Raw genomic sequence first — 20,025 nt, 5'->3', positions numbered from 1 at the left:
CATCGGCAACAAGCGATGCTGTATATTGCTTGCGCTTATTTTTCAGGAAAGTATCGGGTCACCTCTTTCCAGGGTATGAGGCGATTTAACTGGATTGTTTCGAATACCTGCTTTGCCTTCCTTTCGCTACTCATCTGGGCTAACAGGACCAGAGCACCCTGATAGGACGGAACCCCACCATTGCTGGAGATTCTGTTGCGATCAACGACAACATTGCGATCCTCGATCACATTGATTTTGGGAAATTCACGCTGTAGCTGCTTTTCACCACCAGCCCAGGTGGTCGCAGTGTAACCATCCAGCAAGCCCGCATGAGCATACAAAAAAGCGCCAGAGCAGTTGCTCGCCAGCCAGGAAACATTTTCGGCCTGCTTTTTGAGGAATGCTGTTAAATCCTTGTTCTCAAAAAGGCTATCCATGACATAGGAGCTGGTCACGATAAGCGCATCCAGATTGGGGTTGTCATAGATCGTTGTGTCGACCGTGAGGCGTATGCCTTCCTCGGTGGTCACGACGGTCGCATCTCGATCTACACCGATTAATAACACCTTATAATCCGAGAACCAGGATTTCCGTGTGGCAACACCAAAGACCTCGGCTGGAGCGGTCACATCACTACTCAATACTTTGTCGTAAACCAAAATTCCGATGTGCTTTTCCGCGGCTATCAAAGGCGATGAGAAAAGAACCAAGGAAATCAATAGGATTTTGGCGGCCAGTTTCCTGCTCATAGTATGGCTTCCTTTATCTGGGCTTGTGGTTGCAGTGGCGTCAACACCTTGGGGCACGAGTATATTGGAGTCAGGTCCTGCCTTTTGCCATCAATGTAGTCACTTGTCGTGCATGAGGGAGTTGGTGAGGAAGAAAGCAAGACCTGACCCCAAGCTTCTGCTCACGCCCGGAACGGACTACAACAATTTGTTGAGTGATTCCAGGCTTCCGGGACCACCCTCCAACCAAACGCACTCGGTGGATTCTTGCGCCCACGGCGCGGCGGATGCGGTGTGAAGATGGACCGCAACCCTTGATGCCGCCAATCCAGTAAGTAAACCGGCTGGGACCCAAATCATTTCGGTACCCCGCAAGCTGTTGGGTACCGGGCTTCCACACACTGAACAAAAGTCGCACCGGAATCCGCTTGGCTTTTGGTAAGACCTTATCCCGCTTTGACCAGAGATCCAACGAAAACTGCTGCTTGGCACAAGCGTAGCCGCGTTGGCGGCAGCCCCTGTGGCTTTGCGGCACAGTGAACAGTGACATTGATAGAGATTCCGTATCTCCCCATCAATTTCGAATTTCACGCTTCCACAGAGGCACTCACCTTGCATCAATCAATCCTTTAGCACTTGGCGGATAATTTAACGAAGCATGCATCATGGGATCGGGTCTCGTATTTTGCCATTACTGTAAAGCCAGGTGGTGGACAAAAGGCAAGGTCTGTCCGTGTTCTGTGGCTGCTTCATAAATGGAGTGGGGCTGAATTCTTCTGGTTGGAAGAAGTGGTTCAGTTCTATTGAGGCTGTATTCGCCAGCGAGCTGGCTTCCCACAGAGCAAGGGGCTATACGAAGCCCCGCCGCCGCCAAACCCAGGCCATCAACAACCCCCGGCTGGCCATCCAAAGATTCATCGCCAGCCACAGGCCGTGGTTGTCCAGCGGGCGGGTGAGCCACCATACCGGGAAGAACAGCAGCGTGGCCACCAGCATGGTGTTACGCATTTCCCGGGCCAAGGTGGCGCCGACGAAGACGCCGTCCAGCCAGAAGCCGGCGCTGGCGGTGAGGGGGAGCAGCAGCATCCAGGGCAGGTAGTGGGTGGCGGTGTCGCGGATGGCGGGCAGGTCGCTGAGCAGGTGGATCAGTGGTACGCCGCCGAGGGCGAAGCCGATCAGGGCGATCACCGCGACGATCAGTGTCCACAGGCCGGTGCGGCGTACCGCCTGGTGAAGCTCCGTGTTCCGGCCCCGTCCCAGGGCATCGCCCACCAGGGCTTCGGCGGCGTTGGCGAAGCCGTCCAGGGTGTTGCTCAATAACAGCAGAAAGGTAATCAGAACAGCGTTGGCGGCGAGGGTAGTGTCGCCGAGGCGGGCGCCCTGGGCGGCGAAAAAGAAGAACACGGTGAGCAACGCCACGGTGCGCAGGAAGATATCCCGGTTCACCGCCATCAGCCGGATCATCGGCGCCGCCTGCAGCAGCAGGTGTCTTGGCAGGGCCCGCCAGGCATCGCCGAAGATATGCCGGCGCAGCCAGAACAGGCCGCCGGCGAGGCCGATGTACTCTGCCGCCGCACTGGCCGCGGCTACGCCGCGCACATCGAAGTGCCAAACCTGCACCAGCAACACATCCAGCAGAGCATTGCTGCTGTGCATCAGCAGCGTCATTTTCAGCGGCACGCGGGTGTTGTGCATGCCGATGGCGAAGCCGATCAGGGCGAAGTTGGCCAGTGCCGCCGGGGCGCCAAGAATACGCAGGTTGATGTAGTCCCTGGCCAGCGCCTGCACCTCGTCGCTGCCGCCGAGCAGCCACAGCGACAGTTCTCGCAATGCCGGCTGCAGCAGGATCAGGGCAACGCCAATAGCAAAGGAAAGGAGCAAGGCCCGTAGCAGTACCACCAGGGTGTTGTCGCCGGCGCCGCGCGCCTGGGAGGTGAAGCCGGTGGTGCCCATGCGTAGGAAATTGAAAGAAAAGTAGAGGAACATGAACACGTTGCCGCCGAGCGCCACCGCCGCTAGAAACACGGGCGACGACAGATGGCCAACCACGGCGGTGTCCACCAGGCCCAGCAAGGGGGCGGTGGCGTTGGATAACAGCAGGGGCCAGGCCAGTGCCCAGATGCGCCGGTCCAGGTTGGTGTCGCGGTTCATGTCAGGACGGCGGCCGGCGCAGTAGCGTGAGGACAAACAGAGCCGCGGCGGCCACCACGATGGACGGTCCCACCGGCGTGTCCGCGTACCAGCTCATCGTCATGCCCAGGGTCACCGACAGCAGCCCGAGCACGCTGGCGCGCATGGCCATCTGTTCCGGAGTGCTGGACAGGCGCCGGGCGCCGGCGGCGGGGATCACCAGCAGGGAGGTGATCAGCAGCACCCCCACGGTGCGGATGGCGCCAGCGATCAGCAGCGCCAGCAGCAGCATCAGTAGCAGGCGGGTGAGGGCGACGGGCACCCCTTCCACCTGGGCCAGCTCTTCGTTCACGGTGATGCTCAGCAGGGCGCGCCATTGCCAGACCACCAGGGCGATGATCAGTGCCGCTCCGGCCCACAGCGCGAGCACGTCGTTCCAGGTCACCGCCAGCAGGTCGCCGAACAGATAGGCCATCAGGTCCACTTGCACGCTTTGTTGCACGCTCAGGCTGATCACCCCGAGAGCCAGGGTCGTGTGAGCGACGATGCCGAGCAGGGTGTCGCCGGTGATCTGTCTTTGCTGTTGCAGGCCGGTCAGGGCCAGGGCGATGGAGAGGCAGGCCACCACTACCGCCAGATACAGGTTCACATCCAGGGCCAGGGCCAGGGCGGCGCCGAGCAGGGCGCCGTGGGCCAGGGTGTCGCCGAAGAACGCCATCCGCCGCCACACCACGAACGCGCCCATGGGGCCGGAGACCAGCGCCACCGCCAGGCCGGCCAGCAGCGAGGGCAGCAACAACTCAATCATGGTGGTGCTCCCCGTGGTCATGGTGATCAGGGCCATCATGCACATGGCCGTGCAGATCGTGGGCGTGATCGTGGTCGTGGGTGTAGAGCGCCAGATTGGGGGTGCCGGCGCGGGGCCCGAACAGCTCGTGGTAGGCCGGGTCCCGGCTCACTGATTCCGGGGTGCCGGAGCAGCACACGTGATGTTGCAGGCACACCACCTGATCGGTGCGCGCCATCACCAGATGCAGATCATGGGAGATCAGCAGGATGCCGCAGCCGGTACTTTCACGCACTTCGCTGAGCAGGCCATAGAGGGCGTCCTGGCCGGCCACGTCCACGCCCTGGGCCGGTTCGTCCAGCACCAACAGGTCCGGTTTGCGCAGCAGTGCACGGGCCAGCAGCACCCGTTGCAGTTCACCGCCGGAGAGCCGCCGCACGGCCCGGCGGCGTAAGTGGGAGACCCCGGTGCGGGCCAGGGCTTCACGGCGGTGGCGGGTGCGGCCCGGTGCGGCCAGCCAGAGAAAACGGTCGACGGTGAGCGGCAGGCTCTCGTCCACCTGCAGATGCTGGGGCATGTAGCCGATGCGCAAGCCCGGACGGCGCCAGACGCGGCCCTGGTCCGGCGCCTGCAGGCCCAGCACGACACGGGCCAGGGTACTCTTGCCGGCGCCGTTGGGGCCGATCAGGGTGGTGATGCCGGCTGGATTCAGGGTCAGGGATACCCGCTCCAGCACCGGCTCCGCGCCGAAGGAGAGGGAAACGTCATCCAGTTGCACCAATGCCGTGTCCATAAACAGGCCCATTCTCAAAAGCCGTGATGATATACTATTTCACTTGTTCCGAGGCGCTAGGGCCTGTTCATACTACTTGCATCCCGCCTGCTGGGTGCCTTTTTGTTTCCAGCTAGGCGGAGGGAGCGCCGTTTGGTCATTCCAAATAAGCGACCGACAACGACGCTGGAGGCAAAAAGGGCTCCAGCCCTTCGGGTTGCGGCTAAAAAGCCACCGCTGCGCGTTGCTCGTCGTTCCTTTGGAATGACCAAACGTCTCTCCTCGCGCCTTCACTGGTGGCTTTTTAGCCACAACAGGCGGGATGCAAGTAGTATGAACAGGCCCTCGTCGGCGTCCGGGTTTGCTGTTTTCGGGGATGCCCCATGCGCTGTTTCTTGTTGATTCTGCTATTGCTGGCGGGGTTGCCGGTTTCGCTTCCGGCCTCGCCATCATCTTCCGCCACCATCGTCGCCAGTGTCGAGCCGCTGGCCATGGCGTTGCGGCAACTGTATGGCGACCAGGCCGAGGTGGTCACGCTGCTGGCGCCGAATCAGAATCCGCACCATCTGTCGTTGTCGCCACGCCAGGCTCTGGCGGTCAGGGACGCGGATCTGGTGGTGTGGCTTGGCGAGGACGCCGAGCCACCAGTGGCGGCGCTGATCCGGCGCCGTTCCGGTCCCAACCTGGCCCTGGCGGACCTGCCGGGCGCTGAAGTGCGTGATGGCAGCGCCGGTCACGATCATGCTGGGGATCACGCCGGTCATTCGCACAGCCAGATTGATCCGCATTTGTGGCTGGCGCCCGCCAACATGGTGGTGCTGGCGCGAGCATTGGCGGAGCAGGACCGGGTGCCCTTGCCGGCGATGGAACCGGGCCGCTTCATCGCCGCGGTGGAAGCCGCCGAACAGTCCATTGCCGCGCGCCTTGCGCCGCTGCAAGAGCAGGCCTGGCTGACCTACCATCATCCCTACGCCTATTTTCAGCACCACTTTGGCCTGGCCGACCCGCTGGTGATCAGCGAGCAACTGGGCGCGGGGCCGAGCAGCCGCCGCTTCGTCACGTTGGCGGCGCGGATCAACAAAAGCAATATGCGGTGCGCTCTGTTGGAGCCGGAAGCCCAGGGGCAACTGGTGAAGCGGTTGTGCCCGGATTGTGACCAGATCAGGCTGGACCCGTTGGGCCGGGACCACACGGACAGCGGTTACAGCGACTGGCTGGAACAGGTGGTCACCCCCGCCTTCGTCACCTGTTTGCAAGCGGGACGGTAATATTGGCCCGCCCGGGGCCATTGAGCGCGGCGCCGAAACCGGTATGCTGATGCGCTTGTTTGAATAAGAGCAGAGCGGATGGGTGAGCAGGGACCGTCAGCAGGTAAGGAGAGCGAGCGCCTCGCCCTGGCGTGCTGGGATTATGCCTGGCCGCTGGCGCGTGAGTACCGGTCTCTGGACCGTGTGCTGGATGAGACGGTGGCTCGCGGTTTCAATGCTCTGCGCCTGGACCCCTTCCCCCATCTGCTGGCGGCGCCGGCGCGCGGTGTCCATATGGACCGCTGTGAGCTGGATGTGCCCGCCGACCCGCGCCGAGACCTTGCCGCCAGCAAGGCCACCATCCGCATTCGCCGCAACGTGAGGCGGCTGCTGCAGGGCGCCGCCGACCGCGGCCTGTCGCTATGGTTGCACAGCCACTTCCTGCCGGACTCCCGCGCCCGCCGTTCTTTCGTGCGACGACCGGAGGATTTCGTTGATGTCTGGGCGCAAACCCTGGGTTTGATTCGGGAGTGGGATTTGCTGGACCGGGTGGTGGCGGTGGACTTCTGCCACCAGTTCCCCCAGCCGCCGGCGGCCCATGGACTGATCCGCCGGGTGTTTGGCCGTTCACCGGAACGACCGCTGCCACGGCATTGGAGCGAGCGCCAGGAGCGGTCCTTGGAGGCCTACTTGGTGGAAGTGCCGAGGACGCTGCGGGCGCTGTTCCCTGGCGTGCGTTTCGGAGTCAGTTGTGGCGCCGGACAAAGCGAATACCTGCGGCAGATGGACACCGGAGAACTGGACTTCCTGGAATTGGCGCTGTGGCTCGACGACGATCCCCGTTTTCGCCTGGCCAGCGGCGAGCGTCTGCCGGTGCCTGGCCGGCTTGGCCGCATGCTGGCACCGCCGGTGCGGCAATTGCTGATGGAGGCCACTGGCGAGCAGTGGTTGCGGCGCCTGCACGATCAGTTGAACCGGCGGTTGGCGTTCGCTCGTCTACGGCGCATGGAGCCGGTCCTGGGCGACGGCTACTTGCAGGTATCCCGGCCGCCTTCATCGCTGCCCCGGGGCTGGGCGGCGTTCATCGAATCCACCGTGGATCAGGCGCTCACCGCCGGGGTGTCGGTAATGACGCCGACCAGTCTGGCGCGGCCGCAGACGCCCTGGTTATGGCGGGAGCAGGATTGGCTGGAGCAACTGAACCGGCGCATCCGCGCTGGCGGGTAACGCCGCCCGCATATCAATGAGGAGTCACAGACTGAGCGCGTTGAAGCGGTAGCCGAAAATACGGGCGAATTCCGCCGGATCCTTGCTGCCTTGCCCCTCGGCATCGGCGGACACCGGCCCGGCCAGCCGGGACAGCCAGAAACGCAGCGCCGCCACCGCCAGAGCCAGTGCCAGCACTTCCTCGTCGTAATGCCCCCCGCCTTCACGGTAACCGACCAATAACGCCGCTTCGCGGCGTGGAACCGGCCGGCCGTCGGCGGCCACGCACCAGTCGTTCAGCGCCACCGCCAAGTCGTATTCCGGGCGTTCCGCGCAGGCGTTGTAGAAGTCCAGCACGCCGCTCAGGTGATCGCCGTCGAACAGCACGTTGTCGCGGAACAGGTCGGCGTGGACCAGTACTCCGGTGGGGGGCGTCTTTTTCCAGCGTTTCAGGATCTGGGCGGCCTGATGGGCGGCGGCGTCCGGTAGCCGCGTGGACTGTTCCATGAAGCGGGCCAGCCGTTCCCGTTCATTGGGCAGGCGCCCCAGGTCGTCGATCGGTGCCTGATGCAATTGCGACAGCACATGGCCGATCTGGCGGCAGTGTTCCACCTGCGGGGTCAGACAATGCTCGCCGCGCAGGCGCGGCATCAATACCGCGGGCTTGCCCTCCACCTCGTGAACAGTGCGCCCCTTGCCGTCCGCCAGCGCCGGCGCCACCGGCAGGCGTGCCAGCGCGAGGTCGGACACCACCTTGATGTAGGGTGCCAGCTCGTCCTCGTCGAACTGTTCGAACACGGTCAGCACCACCTCCCGGGTGGCGCCATCGTACTGGCGGGCTTCGATCAGGAAAGTACTGTTTTCAATGCCGTGGCTGGCGGCGGTGGCCGATACCAGCTCCAGGTTGTAATGCGTCAGCACCTCGGCGATGCGACGTTGGGACACGGGCGTGTAGACGGACATGAACGTCTTCCTTGAAACACAGGGCATCCACCGGGGGAGAGGGTGCCCGAAAAACGGCCGGGGATGACCGAGCCGTTTACATTGACCGATGGTATAACTCTCGCATTTCCCGGGCACGATTTGTAAAAAATATTTTACAAATCTCCTCAGCAAGGAGAAGACATGGCGTTACAACACACCCTGGAGCGGCACACTGTCCGCACCCTGATGAAACTCCCCGGTAGCGCTCTCGGGCGTCTGGCCGGTCTGGTGGAAAAGGTCGACCGTGGCCGTCTGGATCCGCGCCTGCGCTTGTTGCTGGCGCTCGGCGACAGCCGCAAGGGGTTTCATCAACTGCCGCTACCCAAGGGGCGTGCTCTTTATGCGCAGATGATCGACATGCTCGATGTCGGCCAGGAAACGGTAGCCCAGGTCAGTGATTTGCGCGTGCCGGTGGCCGGCGGCGATATCCTGGTGCGTTTGTACCGTCCGGTGGCGGCGCCGATTCCGGCCCCGGCCATCGTTTATTTCCACGGCGGCGGTTTTACCATTGGTTCCGCCGTGGAATACGACCGGTTGTGCCGTTATCTGGCCAACCGCACCGGCGCGGTGATCCTCAATGTGGACTACCGGCTGGCGCCGGAGCATGTGGCCCCCACCGCCGCGGATGACGTGGTGGCCGCCTGGCGATGGGTTCTGGCGCAGGCTGACAAGCTGGGATTGGATGACCAGAGGCTCGCCGTGATGGGCGACAGCGCCGGCGGCAATCTGAGTATCGTCACCGCGCAACAGGCCGCGCTGGAAGGGCTTGCCAAGCCGAAACTGGTGGTGGCGGTTTATCCGAAAACCGACGGCGAGACGAATTTCGAGTCGGCGGAGACCTTGGGAGCCGGTCAAGGTGGACTGGACCGGGACATGATCGCCTGGTTCCACCAGCAGTACCTGCCTGATGACAGCCTGCTGGACGATATTCGCATCTCACCGCTGCGCAACCCGGATCTGCAGGGGCAGCCGGAAACCATCCTGGTGACCGCCACCGATCCGCTGCGCGACGAAGGCCTGGCCTATGGCGAAAGACTCAAGGCCGCCGGGGTCACCGTGGTGAATCTGGACTATCCGGAGCTGGTACACGGCTTCATCACCATGGGCGGCGCCATTCCTGCCGCGCGCAAGGCGGTGGACGCCATCTGCCGGCGGATCCGCGAGCGTCTCTGAGCCGATGCCGGTCCAACAGCGGTTTCATGGTTTTTTGTGGGAGCTTCAAGGTCCGGAATTCGCCAGCAGGCTGGCTCCCACAGGTCGCGCTACGAAGCCGCTGTGGCAGCTTGCCTGCAAGCGAATCGTTGTGGCGTTGGGAGACAGAGCCCTTCGCCAGCCGGTGGCGCCACCCCGGCGGACTTCTCCGGTCGATTGGGCCCGAGCCTTCGCGTTACACTGTGGCCTTTCCTCACAGTGACCCAGGGACCCCCATGGCCGAGTCCAAACCGATCATTCTTGTCGACGGTTCTTCCTATCTTTACCGCGCTTTCCATGCCTTGCCGCCGCTGACCACCTCCAACGGGCAGCCCACTGGCGCGGTGCGAGGCGTGGCGTCGATGCTGCGCAAGCTGATCAAGGACTACGATCCGGAATACATGGCGGTGGTGTTCGACGCCAAGGGCAAGACGTTCCGGGATGAACTGTTCGAGGAGTACAAATCCAACCGGCCGCCGATGCCGGACGAACTGCGCGAGCAAGTGCAGCCGTTGCACGATCTGATCCGCGCCATGGGGCTGCCGCTGATCGTTGAAGAGGGGGTCGAGGCGGATGACGTGATCGGCACCTTCGCCCGCCAGTTCGGCGGCGAGGGCAAGCACGTGCTGATCTCCACCGGCGACAAGGACATGGCGCAGCTGGTCAACGGCAAGGTCACCCTGATCAACACCATGACCGACACCCTGCTCGACGTGGATGGGGTGAAGAACAAATTCGGCGTCGGCCCGGAGTTGATCATCGACTTCCTGGCGCTGATGGGCGACAAGGTGGACAACATCCCTGGCGTTCCCGGGGTCGGTGAAAAAACCGCTCTGGCCCTGTTGCAGGGGCTCGGATCGATGGAGCAGATCTACGCCAACCTGGACAAGGTGGCGGAACTCTCCGTGCGTGGCGCCAAGACCCTGGGCAAGAAACTGGAAGAGCACCGCGAGCAGGCTTTCCTTTCCTACAAGCTGGCCACCATCAAGGTGGACTGTGAGCTCAAGGAAGCGCTCAAAGACCTGAAAATGGGCGACCCGGACACGGAAGCCCTGATGCACCATTACCGCACTCTGGAATTCAAGGGATGGTTGGCGGAACTGCTGGAGGGCGAGGATCCGGCCGCCGGCGCTTCGGCGGTTGAGGGTGAAGGGGGAGAGCAGGGCGCGATTCAGCGCGACGGCTACGTCACTATCGTCGACGAGGCGGGGCTGGATGCCTGGGTGAAGAAGCTGGGTAAAGCCAAGGTGTTCGCCTTCGACACCGAGACCACCAGCCTGGATTACATGCAGGCGCGTCTGGTTGGCGTGAGTATGGCGCTGGCGCCGGGTGAAGCCGCTTATATTCCATTCGGCCACGATTACCCCGGAGCGCCGGATCAACTTCCCCGGGAACGGGTATTGGCCGCTCTCAAGCCGATCCTGGAAGACGACAACATCAAGAAGGTGGGCCAGAACCTCAAATACGACATGAGCGTGCTGGCGGTGGACGCGGAGATTACCCTTCGTGGCGTGGCCTTCGACACCATGCTGGAGTCCTATGTGCTGGATTCCGTCGCCACCCGCCATGACATGGACTCCCTGGCGCTCAAGTATCTGGGCCACAAGACCATCAGCTTCGAGGAAATCGCCGGCAAGGGCGCCAAGCAGCTGACCTTCAATCAGATCGGCCTGGAGGAAGCCGGCACCTACGCCGCCGAGGACGCGGACATCACCTGGCGGCTGCACGAAGCACTGTGGCCGAAGCTGGAGAAGGAAAAGTCCCTGGAGCGGGTGTTCAAGGAAATTGAAATGCCGCTGGTGCCGGTGCTCAGCCGTATCGAGCGCAACGGTGCCTATGTGGACGCCGCCAAACTGCGGCATCAAAGTCAGTATCTGGCCAAGCGCATGGCGGAACTGGAGGAAAAAGCCTACGAGCTGGCGGGGCAAAAATTCAACCTGGGCTCGCCGAAGCAGTTGGGTGAGATCCTCTATACCAAGCTGGAAATTCCAGTAATCAAGAAGACACCGAAAGGCGCGCCTTCCACCGCCGAGGCGGTACTGCAGGAACTGGCGCTGGAATACCCGTTACCGGAAGTGATCATGGGCTACCGGGAAGTGGCCAAGTTGAAGAACACCTACACCGACAAGCTGCCGGAACTGATCGACTCACGTACCGGCCGGGTGCACACCTCCTACCATCAGGCGGTGGCGGCCACTGGGCGGCTGTCTTCCAGCGATCCCAACCTGCAGAACATTCCGGTGCGCAGTGAGGAAGGGCGCAAGATTCGCCAAGCGTTTTCCGTGCCTCCGGAGGACGGTAAAGGGGCCCGCAAGATCGTTGCCTGCGACTATTCCCAGATCGAGCTGCGGATCATGGCCCACCTCAGTGGGGACAAGGGCCTGCTGGACGCCTTCGAGAAAGGTCTGGATATTCACCGTGCCACCGCCGCCGAGGTCTGGGGCAAAACCGTGGATGAGGTCAGCGACAACGAACGCCGTAATGCCAAGGCCATCAACTTCGGCCTGATCTATGGCATGAGCGCTTTCGGCCTGGCCAAGCAACTGCGCATACCGCGCGGCGAAGCACAGGAATACATCGACCGCTACTTCGAAAAATACCCGGGCGTGCGCCGCTACATGGATGACACCCGCGCCACCGCCGCCGACAAGGGCTATGTGGAAACCCTGTTCGGGCGCCGCCTTTATCTGCCGGAAATCAACAGCCGCAATGGCCAGCGCCGTCAGGCCGCCGAGCGCACCGCCATCAACGCGCCGATGCAGGGCTCCGCCGCCGATATCATCAAACGGGCCATGGTGCAGGTCCACGACTGGCTCGACACCACGGACTTTGATGCCCTGATGATCATGCAGGTACACGATGAACTGGTCTTTGAGGTGGCGGAGAAGCAGGTGGAATCCCTGGTCAAGGAAGTGCGCCAGCGCATGGAGGCCGCCGCCGAACTGAAAGTGCCGCTGATCGTGGATGCCGGCATCGGTGACAACTGGGAAGAGGCGCATTGAGCGCCGCAGTCCCCGGGCACAATATCGAGAGCGGTCCACGATAACGGAACCCATGACCAGGAGCCCCCATGGAATCTCATTTCTGGGAAGAAAAGTGGCACAAACAAGAGCTGGGGTTTCACCTGCCGTTCGTGAACCCGGTACTCAAACGTAACCTGCCCGCCTTTGACTTGCCGGCCGGATCCCGGGTTTTCCTGCCGCTGTGTGGCAAGACGCTGGACATGGGCTGGCTGCTGGAACAAGGCCACCGGGTGGTGGGCGTCGAGCTGAGCGAGCTGGCGGTGCGCCAGCTGTTCGAGGAACGGGAAGTGGAACCCCAGGTGGACGACTGGGCCGGCGGACGCCGTTGGCACCACGGGGATCTGACGGTGTTCCAGGGCGATCTGTTCGAACTCACCGCCGAGCAATTGGGCCCGGTGGGTCTGGTCTATGACCGGGCCGCCCTGGTGGCCCTGCCCGAGGCCATGCGTGCCCGCTATGCGCCCCATGTTTGCGAGCTGTCCGGCGATGCGCCGCAATTGCTGATCAGCTTTGAATACGACCCGGCGGAAATGGCTGGCCCGCCGTTCCCGGTGTTCGCCGGGGAAGTGCGGCGCCTCTATCAGGATCAGGCGCGCTATGCCCTGTGCGAACTGTCTCGTCAGGACGTCATCGAGAAGCAGGACCATTTCAAGGCCGCCGGCGTGACCGCCTTTGTACAGGTGGCGTGGAAGCTGATTCCGCTGTCCGTTTGAGCGGAGAGGGGATGTGCTTCACACGCCCTGAATATCCAGGGCGTTGTGAATCAGCACCACGCATTGGGAGGCGAACAGCATTTTCGGACCCAGGCTGATTTTCTCGGCCCCCAGCCGTTTGAGGCTGTTGAAGCTCTTTTTCGGCATGGGAATGTGGTCGGTGAGCAGGAAACAGGGGTTGTCGGGGAAATCCACGTCCTGGATCGGTTCGCCTTTCTTGTCCATGACATAAAGCTGGTAGTCGTTGGCCAGGTCCTGAACCAGCTTCTCGAAACTCAGCGTACTCACGGTAATACCCGGTGCCACCGTCCGGGTTTGTTCCTTGCCCATGCCCTGGGACACATCCAGGGCACTGGCGATCCTGTCCAGCAACGCCTGCTCGTGGAAGCCGCCGAGATCACGGATATCGTCGGCGACGAAAGCCACGGTGCGTGAATAGTCCTGAGTGCTTTCCAGTACCAGGTAGACGGTGACATCGTCGCGGTGGGACTGAGCAACGAACAGGGCGTTCATCAGACTATGCGCCAGAATCTCGGTATGGGCGGCCTGTCCCACGCCTTCGCGCAGGCGGCGACTGTCGGTGGGGGCGGCTCGGGCGCGCAGAACGAAGGCTCTCATGATCGTTGCTTCATGGTGATTGGGGCGGCTAGTGTCGGCGATTGTGCCGGGCGCGGCAATGCAACGCGCTTGCGGCGGAGAAGGGTTCCGGTGGTTCAGGCAACCTTGAAATCGATGGCCTGGACCTTGTCCAGATTGATCCGTTGCCGTGCCTGCCAGAGGTCGTAAAGGTCCTGCAAGGCCAGCCAGCTTTCCGGAGTTCGCCCCAGGGCTTTTGATAGGCGCAAAGCCATTTCCGGGCTCACGCCGCTGGCCCCGTTAAGGACACGACTGAGCGAGGAGGGAGAGATATCCAGCTTTGCCGCCAGCGCACGCACACTTAAACCGTGAGGTTCCAGGTAAACCTCTCGGATGAACTCACCGGGGTGTGGGGGATGGTGCATGTTCATCAGTGATAATCCTCGTAGTTCAACACATAGGCGTTGCCGTCCTTGAATTCAAAGGTCAGACGCCAGTTTCCGCTTACCCGGATGGACCAGCGCCCCTTTGCTTTTCCTTTCAAGGGAAGGGGTGCAAGGAGAAGCCCGGAATATCCATATCCTCAATGACCGTTGCGGTATCCAGGGCGGCCAGTTGCATCCTCAGACGCTTGGCATGAGTGGTTTGAACACCGGCGGTGGAACCGGTGGTGAAAAACCGCTGCAGTCCTTTGTGGCGGAATGATTTGATCATGGTGATGGATTATAAGATGTTGCGTGTTGCGCAACAAGGGTGCTTCGCTCCTCAGGCAAACCCCGTATAATCCCCCCGCGGGGCCGTCCTGGCCGGAATCAACTGAAGCAAGGAAAGAACCATGCCGTCCTTCGACATCGTTTCCGAAACCGATGAAGTGGCGCTGCGCCACGCCGTGGATAACGCCAACCGGGAGCTGGCCAGCCGCTTTGATTTCCGTGGCGTGGAAGCCAATATCGAACAGAACGGGCTGTCGGTGACGCTGAAGACCGAATCGGAATTCCAGGTTCGCCAGCTCGAGGAGCTGTTCGCCAAGGCCTGTGTAAAACAGAATCTGAGCGCCGCCGGCGCCGACCGGGAAGACAAGCCGGTGCACAGCGGCAAGACTTTCTCCCTGACCCTGGCTTTCAAGCAGGGCATCGACCAGCCCACCGCCAAGAAGATCGTCAAGATGATCAAGGACAGCAAGATCAAGGTGCAGGCATCGATCCAGGGGGATCAGGTGCGGGTCAACGGCAAGAAGCGGGATGACCTGCAGCAAGTGATCGCCATGCTCAAGGAATCCAAGCTGGAACTGCCGCTGCAGTTCAACAATTTCCGCGACTGACCGGCGCCCTTGATAGCGGAGCGAAGTGCCATGTCGAATCAAACCAGGTCGGATCAAGCCGTATCGGATCAAACAAGGGCGCTGGCCCGGCGGTTGACGCTGGTGTGGTTCGCGGTGCTGGCGGCGCCGCTGCTGGTGGGCATCGGCATCGCGTTGCTGGTGATCTACGGGCACTTCCAGCCGCTGGCGCAACTGGCGCCGGTGGATACCGCCCGCATGGTGGCGGTGGGTGCCATGGGACTGATGCTGGTGGTGGCGCGGCCCTTGCGGAAGGTGCTGCTGGCCCCGGAAACGGTGGCCGCGCGGCCGCTGAAGGATCCTCGGGCGAAAAGCGCCGAGGGCCAGGAGCTGGCGATGCTGAAGGCGCAAGCGGGAGCCTTCTCGTTCCTGGGCGTGATGGACCTGGTGTCGGTGCTGGCGATCGTGCTCAGCCTGGCCCACGCTGACGTCGTGCTGGCCCTGATCAACGGTATCTTCAGCCTGATCCTGGCGCTGGTGGCCAAACCGGATTTCGCCGCTCTGATCGATAACGTGGCGGCCGAGCTGCGCCGCCCTTCCTGAACACATCACACTAGTGCGCCGCGCACGCCGATTCGCCGCCAGGGCAGCTCCCACGGCCGCTTCGTAGCCACCTGTGGGAGCCTGCCTTGCAGGCGAAGGTTGTCCCAGCGTGCCAGCAGGGCCGCCGCCATAGGGGCTTGGAAGGCGGCGCCTGCTCGGCGTCATCCCTCAATTGAACACTGTCCGAAACATCTTGTTAATGAACATCGTTTAATAGATGGGTTGTCCTGTGTCTAAATTAAACAACGTTCAAATAAGGGGAATGACAATGACACTCACAGGACGAACCTTCGGACATTGGTTGTTGGGACTGGCGTTGGTGATGAGCGCGAAGATCGTGGCGGCGGCGGGTCTGATGACCCCGGCGGATGGCAGTGAACCGCCGCTGAGTATTCGCGAGCAGCATGTCACCGTGGATGTGGAGGACGGCTACGCGGTCACCGAGGTGGAGCAGGTGTTCCACAATCCCCACGACCGCGATTTCGAGGCCTGGTACAGTTTCCCGGTACCGCGCCAGGCGGCGGTGGCGGAGTTCACGGTGTGGATCGATGGCAAGCCGGTCACCGGCGAGGTGCTGGAGAAACAAAAAGCCCGCGAGGTCTACGAGCAGGAGAAAGCCGCCGGCCGCGACGCCGGTCTGATGGAAAAGGACGATTACCGCACCTTCGATGTCTTCGTCAGCCCGGTACGGGCGGGCCAGGACACCCGGGTGCGGCTGGTGTATCTGCAACCGGCTTTTGTCGATACCGGCATCGGCCGTTATGTCTATCCTCTGGAAGAGGGCGGCGTGGATGAAGAGCGCCTGTCGTTCTGGACCGCCAACGACAAAGTGGAGCAGCACTTCACCTTCACCATGAACCTGCGCACCGGCTATCCGGTGGAGGCGGTGCGTCTGCCCAAGCACCCGCAGGCCCGGGTCAAACAGCTGGGACCACAACAATGGCAAGTGACGCTGGACAGCCGTGCCGGGGCCGCCGAAGAGACGGAAGAGGGCGCGGTGCCCGCCGGTGAAGGCGAGGACCCGGCGTCGCCGGCGGCGGCCTTCAGGCTTGACCAGGATGTGGTGGTTTACTGGCGGCATGCGGCGGATCTGCCGGGCAGTGTGGACCTCGTGGCTTATCGTGCCGCTGGCGCCTCCCGCGGGACCTTCATGCTGAGCCTGACCCCGGGGGACGATCTGCAGCCGATCACCACCGGCAGCGACTGGGTATTCGTGTTGGATATCTCCGGGTCCATGCAGGGCAAGCTGGCGACGCTGGCCGAAGGAGTCAGCCAGGCGCTGGGTAAACTGCGCCCCGGTGACCGTTTCCGTATCGTTCTGTTTGATGACCATGCCAGCGAGCTGACCAATGGCTATGTGGTGGTGAACCCGGAGAACGTGCGTCATTACGTGAAGCGGGTTCAGGCCCTGGGCCCCCAGGGCGGCACCAATCTGTTCGATGGTCTGAAATTGGCGCTGCGGCCTCTGGACGCGGACCGGCCCACCGGCATCGTGCTGGTGACCGATGGCGTCGCCAACGTCGGTGTCACCGATCAGAAGAAATTCCTCGAACTGCTCGAGACCCATGACATCCGCTTGTTCACCTTCGTCATGGGCAACAGCGCCAACCGGCCGATGCTGACCGCGCTCACCGACGCCAGCAAGGGCTTCGCGGTAAACGTCTCCAACAGCGATGACATTGTCGGGCAGATTCTGCTGGCCACCAGCAAGGTCACCCACCAGGCCATGAACAATGTGAAAGTGGAGATCGACGGCGTGAAAACCGCCGATGTGACTCCCGAACGTCTGGGCACCGTATACCGGGGCCGCCAGATGGTGCTGATGGGGCACTATTGGGGCCAGGGCCCGGCGGAGGTGACGCTTACCGCCGAAGTCGGCGGCGAGAAACGCCGCTACAGAACCCGCTTCGAATTCCCCGCCAGCGGAGGCGACAACCCGGAGCTGGAGCGGCTGTGGGCCTATGCCACCATCGAGGGGATGCAGCGGGAGCTGAATAATTTCGGTGACAACGCGGACCTTCGTAACGGCATCATCGATCTCGGTTTGGAGTACGGCCTGGTCACCAACTACACCTCCATGGTGGTGCTGCGGGAGGAGATGTTCCAGCAGTACGGCATCGACCGCGATAACGCCAAACGCCGCGATATCGAACGTCTGGCCAAGGCTCAGCGCGAGCAGGTGACGCCGGTTTCCAATCGGGTTGATGGTTCGCAGCCGATGTTCAAGGGGCATCGCCCTTCCACGGGTGGCGGCGGTGGCGGTGCGTTCGGACCGCTGGCCTGGTTGCCGTTCCTGATTCTGCTGCTGGGTGGATGGTGGCGGCAGCGTCGCTAAGAAGAGATCAGGTCCCAATGAGCAAGTGTGTCGCGGCCCTTTTCACTATGAAAAGGGCCGCGATGTCTTTCTTCCGTCGCACCGGGCCCGGCCATGCCGGTGATGCTGGGAGCGATCACGGATAGCATGCTACATTGACCCGGATTTCCTGGCGCGGAGCGCGCCCTGGCTTCAACGACAACCAAGCGGGACCTGATCATGACTATATCCGTTGGCGATAAACTGCCTGACGTCACCATCAAAACCAATGGCGCCAAAGGACCGGAAGACCTGTCCACCGGCGATTTCTTCAAAGGCCGCAAGGTGGTTTTGTTCGCCGTTCCCGGCGCTTTTACCCCCGGCTGTTCCGTGACCCACATGCCGGGTTTCGTGGTGAACGCTGATGCGTTACTGGAGAAAGTGGATGCCATCGCCTGCATGGCGGTGAACGACGCTTTTGTCATGGGCGCCTGGCAGCAGGACCAGAACGCCGAACACATTACCATGCTGGCGGACGGCAACGCTGAGTTCACCCGTGCCCTGGGGCTGGAATTGGATGCCAGCGGTGCCGGGCTCGGTATCCGCAGTCAGCGTTTCGCCCTGATCGCCGAGGATGGCGTGGTGAAGTATCTGGGCGTGGACGCCAAAGGCGTGGACAAAAGCAGCGCGGAAACCGTGCTGGCTCAACTGGGTTGATAGTGTTCGCTGGCATCGCGCGGTGCCGGCGAACCATGAATATTGTGTAAAAACACCAGCCCGAAGGCGATCCACGAATGGGGATGCCACTAAGGATGCGGCATAATTTTGGGCTTTCAGGAAAAGAGGTGGGTACATGGAACAAATCGAAACATTCATCAATGAAAACCTGATGCCATACGCCTGGAGCTTTGCCATGGCGGTGGTGGTCTTCGTCATCGGGATCTGGGTGGCCAAGCGTCTGGCCAACGGGTTCAAGGGAATGCTGAACAAGCGCCTGGACCCGACGGTGGCCAATTTCCTGGGCAACATCATCCACATCCTGCTGTTTGTCTTCGTGGTGATCGCCGCGCTGGATCAACTGGGTGTCGAGACCACCTCCCTGGTGGCCATTGTCGGTGCCGCCGGTCTGGCGGTGGGTCTGGCACTGAAGGATTCCCTGGGCAACTTTGCCGCCGGCGTCATGTTGATCATGTTCCGGCCTTTCCGTGTCGGGCACTATGTGGAAGTGGCTGGCACCTCCGGTACCGTGAAGGAAGTCCGGATTTTCGCCACCATCCTCAACACTCCGGACAACAAAGTGGTGACGGTGCCCAACGGTCCGATCATTGCCGGCAATATCGTCAACTACTCGGAAATGCCCACCCGCCGGGTGGACATGGTGTTCGGGGTTGGCTATGACTCGGATCTGAGCAAGGTGAAGCAGATCCTGCAGGAAGTGATCGCGGAAGACGAGCGCTGCCTCAAGGATCCGGCGCCGACCATCGTGGTCGGCGAACTGGCGGACAGCTCGGTGAATTTTCTTTGCCGTCCCTGGGTGAAGAACGCGGACTACTGGGGTGTGCTTTGGGATATCACTGAGAAGGTAAAACGCCGCTTCGATGAAGCGGGCATCAACATCCCCTTCCCGCAAATGGATGTGCACCTGAACAAGGTGGATGGCTGATCGTTGAGTGGCCGGTTGCCTGACGGCGCCGGCCCGGAACCGGAGAAGAGCGATGAAAGTGTGGGGCCGCAAGGATTCCACCAACGTGAAAAAGGTGCTGTGGTGCGCCGATGAGCTGGGGCTGGATGTGGAGCATCAGCCGCTCGGTGGCCGTTACGGCGGGCTGGATGAGCCGGTATATCGGGAAATGAATCCGAACGGCCTGATTCCCTGCCTGCAGGACGGCGACCTGGTGTTGTGGGAATCCAATGCCATCGTTCGTTATCTTGGCGCTCAGTACGGCGCCGGTCGAGTGTACGCCTCGGATCCGAAACGCCGTGCCGGCGCGGACAAATGGATGGATTGGGCTTCCACCACCCTGGTGGGGGCCTACAAGGACTGGTTCATCAACCGGGTACGCCAAACCGCGGAGACTCGCGATTCGGCGGCCATGGAACGGGGACTGCGGTTTTTGCGCGAGCAACTGGCGGTGGCGGACCAGGCTCTGGCCAGCCAGCCCTACCTGTCCGGTGATGACTTTGGCATGGGCGATATCCCGCTGGGCTGCCTGAGCTATCCGTGGTTTGAGCTGGATGACCAGCGCCCGGATCTGCCTCATCTGGAAGCCTGGTATCACCGTCTGGCCGAGCGCCCCGCTTATCGACACCGGGTGATGATCGAGATCACCTGATTCCCTTCCTGTCCTGTCGGCCCGCTCTGGCTGACAAGCGATCCTTGCTGGAACAGAAACAGGCCCGGCGTGCCGGTCAGGGCGCGCCAATCTTGTTGTTTTTTGCGCAATCCTGTTACGTGGTTCTCCTGATGGATGAGATAAAAGTCACAATCTGGTTACAGCCGCTGACAACGGA

21 protein-coding genes are annotated in these 20,025 nt (G+C 62.0%); 11 read left to right on the top strand and 10 right to left on the bottom strand.

Features of this window, described 5'->3' with window-relative positions; all coding sequences use genetic code 11:
* Positions 1-35: 35 nt before the first annotated feature.
* The 5 genes from RYH70_RS20355 to znuC form a co-directional block, all read right to left on the bottom strand.
* Positions 36-731, bottom strand: a complete 696-nt coding sequence (locus RYH70_RS20355; protein WP_022997287.1) for a DJ-1/PfpI family protein — start codon at positions 729-731, stop codon at positions 36-38.
* Between the two features lie 177 nt (positions 732-908).
* On the bottom strand, positions 909-1,328 hold the full coding sequence (locus RYH70_RS20350; protein ID WP_082439278.1) for a GFA family protein: 420 nt from the start codon (positions 1,326-1,328) through the stop codon (positions 909-911).
* Between the two features lie 231 nt (positions 1,329-1,559).
* Positions 1,560-2,861, bottom strand: a complete 1,302-nt coding sequence (locus RYH70_RS20345) for an MATE family efflux transporter (RefSeq protein ID WP_055100333.1) — start codon at positions 2,859-2,861, stop codon at positions 1,560-1,562.
* 1 nt (position 2,862) lies between these two features.
* Complete coding sequence (gene znuB, locus RYH70_RS20340) at positions 2,863-3,648, bottom strand: zinc ABC transporter permease subunit ZnuB (protein ID WP_317009586.1); 786 nt, start codon at positions 3,646-3,648, stop codon at positions 2,863-2,865.
* Positions 3,641-4,420, bottom strand: a complete 780-nt coding sequence (znuC, locus tag RYH70_RS20335) for a zinc ABC transporter ATP-binding protein ZnuC (RefSeq protein ID WP_317009585.1) — start codon at positions 4,418-4,420, stop codon at positions 3,641-3,643. The genes znuB and znuC overlap by 8 nt, the downstream gene beginning before the upstream one ends.
* Before the next feature lie 362 nt (positions 4,421-4,782).
* On the opposite strand from znuC, the gene RYH70_RS20330 reads away from it, so the two are divergent.
* Together RYH70_RS20330 and RYH70_RS20325 are read left to right on the top strand one after the other, a co-directional pair.
* Positions 4,783-5,667 (top strand): metal ABC transporter substrate-binding protein, encoded by an 885-nt coding sequence (locus RYH70_RS20330; RefSeq protein ID WP_317009584.1) that lies wholly within the window; start codon positions 4,783-4,785, stop codon positions 5,665-5,667.
* Positions 5,668-5,745: 78 nt separating this feature from the next.
* On the top strand, positions 5,746-6,873 hold the full coding sequence (locus tag RYH70_RS20325; RefSeq protein WP_026948755.1) for a cellulase-like family protein: 1,128 nt from the start codon (positions 5,746-5,748) through the stop codon (positions 6,871-6,873).
* Positions 6,874-6,897: 24 nt separating this feature from the next.
* On the opposite strand, the gene RYH70_RS20320 is transcribed toward RYH70_RS20325, so the two are convergent.
* On the bottom strand, positions 6,898-7,815 hold the full coding sequence (locus tag RYH70_RS20320) for a homoserine kinase (RefSeq protein WP_022997281.1): 918 nt from the start codon (positions 7,813-7,815) through the stop codon (positions 6,898-6,900).
* A 162-nt stretch (positions 7,816-7,977) separates the two neighbouring features.
* On the opposite strand from RYH70_RS20320, the gene RYH70_RS20315 reads away from it, so the two are divergent.
* From RYH70_RS20315 to tmpT, 3 genes are all read left to right on the top strand, one after another.
* Entirely contained in the window at positions 7,978-9,009 is a 1,032-nt protein-coding gene (locus tag RYH70_RS20315) for an alpha/beta hydrolase (protein WP_022997280.1), read from the top strand.
* Positions 9,010-9,263: 254 nt separating this feature from the next.
* Entirely contained in the window at positions 9,264-12,029 is a 2,766-nt protein-coding gene (gene polA, locus RYH70_RS20310; RefSeq protein WP_317009583.1) for a DNA polymerase I, read from the top strand.
* Between the two features lie 68 nt (positions 12,030-12,097).
* A complete protein-coding gene (gene tmpT / locus RYH70_RS20305; protein WP_284455562.1) occupies positions 12,098-12,763 on the top strand; it encodes a thiopurine S-methyltransferase in 666 nt (221 codons plus the stop codon).
* A gap of 18 nt (positions 12,764-12,781) precedes the next feature.
* On the opposite strand, the gene trmY is transcribed toward tmpT, so the two are convergent.
* From trmY to RYH70_RS20285, 4 genes are all read right to left on the bottom strand, one after another.
* Positions 12,782-13,381 (bottom strand): tRNA (pseudouridine(54)-N(1))-methyltransferase TrmY, encoded by a 600-nt coding sequence (gene trmY, locus RYH70_RS20300; protein WP_026948752.1) that lies wholly within the window; start codon positions 13,379-13,381, stop codon positions 12,782-12,784.
* Between the two features lie 95 nt (positions 13,382-13,476).
* Positions 13,477-13,770 (bottom strand): HigA family addiction module antitoxin, encoded by a 294-nt coding sequence (locus tag RYH70_RS20295; protein WP_014996637.1) that lies wholly within the window; start codon positions 13,768-13,770, stop codon positions 13,477-13,479.
* Entirely contained in the window at positions 13,770-13,883 is a 114-nt protein-coding gene (locus RYH70_RS20290; protein WP_014996636.1) for a type II toxin-antitoxin system RelE/ParE family toxin, read from the bottom strand. The genes RYH70_RS20295 and RYH70_RS20290 overlap by 1 nt, the downstream gene beginning before the upstream one ends.
* A complete protein-coding gene (locus RYH70_RS20285; protein WP_316309149.1) occupies positions 13,880-14,053 on the bottom strand; it encodes a type II toxin-antitoxin system RelE/ParE family toxin in 174 nt (57 codons plus the stop codon). The genes RYH70_RS20290 and RYH70_RS20285 overlap by 4 nt, the downstream gene beginning before the upstream one ends.
* 121 nt (positions 14,054-14,174) lie before the next feature.
* Between RYH70_RS20285 and RYH70_RS20280 the strand changes: the two genes are divergently transcribed.
* The 6 genes from RYH70_RS20280 to RYH70_RS20255 all read left to right on the top strand — a co-directional run bounded on the left by RYH70_RS20280 (position 14,175) and on the right by RYH70_RS20255 (position 19,847).
* On the top strand, positions 14,175-14,660 hold the full coding sequence (locus RYH70_RS20280) for a YajQ family cyclic di-GMP-binding protein (protein WP_316309148.1): 486 nt from the start codon (positions 14,175-14,177) through the stop codon (positions 14,658-14,660).
* Between the two features lie 30 nt (positions 14,661-14,690).
* Positions 14,691-15,221, top strand: coding sequence for a hypothetical protein (locus RYH70_RS20275; RefSeq protein WP_022997275.1), 531 nt, complete (start codon positions 14,691-14,693; stop codon positions 15,219-15,221).
* Positions 15,222-15,489: 268 nt separating this feature from the next.
* Entirely contained in the window at positions 15,490-17,556 is a 2,067-nt protein-coding gene (locus RYH70_RS20270) for a VIT and vWA domain-containing protein (RefSeq protein WP_284455561.1), read from the top strand.
* Positions 17,557-17,754: 198 nt separating this feature from the next.
* Positions 17,755-18,231, top strand: coding sequence for a peroxiredoxin (locus RYH70_RS20265; protein ID WP_022997273.1), 477 nt, complete (start codon positions 17,755-17,757; stop codon positions 18,229-18,231).
* A 136-nt stretch (positions 18,232-18,367) separates the two neighbouring features.
* Positions 18,368-19,177 (top strand): mechanosensitive ion channel family protein, encoded by an 810-nt coding sequence (locus RYH70_RS20260; RefSeq protein WP_022997272.1) that lies wholly within the window; start codon positions 18,368-18,370, stop codon positions 19,175-19,177.
* A gap of 52 nt (positions 19,178-19,229) precedes the next feature.
* Positions 19,230-19,847, top strand: a complete 618-nt coding sequence (locus RYH70_RS20255) for a glutathione S-transferase family protein (protein WP_022997271.1) — start codon at positions 19,230-19,232, stop codon at positions 19,845-19,847.
* The last annotated feature ends 178 nt before the right edge of the window (positions 19,848-20,025 follow it).

The organism is Alloalcanivorax xenomutans (assembly GCF_032810065.1).
In the GTDB taxonomy this organism is placed as follows: Bacteria; Pseudomonadota; Gammaproteobacteria; order Pseudomonadales; family Alcanivoracaceae; genus Alloalcanivorax; species Alloalcanivorax xenomutans.
This window is presented reverse-complemented; position numbering and strand designations above follow the sequence as displayed.